This window comes from Stutzerimonas stutzeri, from assembly GCF_000935215.1.
In the GTDB taxonomy this organism is placed as follows: Bacteria; Pseudomonadota; Gammaproteobacteria; order Pseudomonadales; family Pseudomonadaceae; genus Stutzerimonas.
Genome location: NZ_JXXD01000273.1, coordinates 1 through 1,196, shown reverse-complemented (window position 1 = coordinate 1,196; position 1,196 = coordinate 1). Strand labels below are relative to the sequence as shown.

Sequence of the window (1,196 nt, the reverse complement as noted above, 5' to 3'; positions counted from 1 at the left end):
CTGCGAGTTCACGATGGCTGGCCCCAGGTCGCCCGGCAGCGGTGGCCCCAGCTCGGGCACCTTCGGCGGCAGCTTCGAGTAATCGGCCGGCAGGCCATCCAGCCCTTCGGACTTCGAGACGCGATCGACGTTGTAAAGCTCGGTCTGCTCGCCCGCACCGCGCCGCTGCGGTTGCAGCGACCACATCAGCGCGCCGAGCACGGCGACCGACAGGACGCCGGCGAGGATGGCCAGCGTGCGCCGGTTCAGGCGCGTGACCGGGCGCGGCTGGGCGCGCAGCGCCACCGCCTCGGGCGCGATCTTCCCCGCCTGCGGCGTGGCGAGGTCGGGAGTGTCGTCCTGAGTCATGGTCAGTTCCTCCGTGCCACGCCATCCGTGCGTTCGATCCGCACCACGTCGCCTTTGTCTCCACCCAGGCGCAGTTCGGCGGCGCCGAACAGCCGATCCACGATGTAGTACGGCGAGCGGAAACGGTAGTTCACCAGTTGCCCGTCGCCCTGCGCACCGATCACGAACAGCGGCGGCAGCTCGCCCTGGGCGATGCCCGCCGGGAACTGGATATAGACCTTCTCGCCGTCATCGAAGGCGCGTAGCGGCTTCCACGGCGGATTGCTGCCACTGATCGCGTAGCGGAAGCGGATCTTCTCCAGCGACAGGCCGGTATCCACCGGCGCGGTCGCCTGTGCGGCCTGCGACTGGCGCTGCAAGGCCAGCATCCGGTCTTTCGGGTAGTCCCAGGACACCGACGCCATCCACGCCCTTTCCGTCGAAGTCAGTTCCAGCAGGTACGTCCGGCGGCTGGTGGTGATGACCAGGTTCGTCTTCAACCCGGAACGGATCGGCTTGACCAGCACATTGACGCGCAACTCGTCGCCGCTGCCGCTGGACGTGTCGCCCACGATCCAGCGCACGGTATCGCCGGCCGCGACCGTCACCAGTTCCTCGCCGGGCTGGAGCGAAACCACGGTCACACGCCCCGGCGCGGCATAGACCTGATAGAGCGCGCCATCGGTGAAGGGCCAGACTTGAGTCGCATTGACGTAGCCTTCGCGCGTGGGCGCGATGCGCGCCTCTGCATTGGCCTTCGACACGCGCACGGTCTCGTCGGCCGGTTCCGGCGCGGGCTTGGCCTCGTCCACCTCCGGCAGCGGCTTCAACTGCGCCGGCAGCGCCAGCGGCTCGGGAATGGCAACAAC

1 protein-coding gene and 1 pseudogene are annotated in these 1,196 nt (G+C 68.6%); both read right to left on the bottom strand.

The window, feature by feature from the left end; all coding sequences use genetic code 11:
- Positions 1-348, bottom strand: a pseudogene (locus LO50_RS21800) (TrbI/VirB10 family protein); the annotation flags it as partial.
- A gap of 2 nt (positions 349-350) precedes the next feature.
- Positions 351-1,196 (bottom strand): P-type conjugative transfer protein TrbG (trbG, locus tag LO50_RS21795; RefSeq protein ID WP_052816841.1); only part of this gene is annotated, 846 nt, incomplete at its 5' end.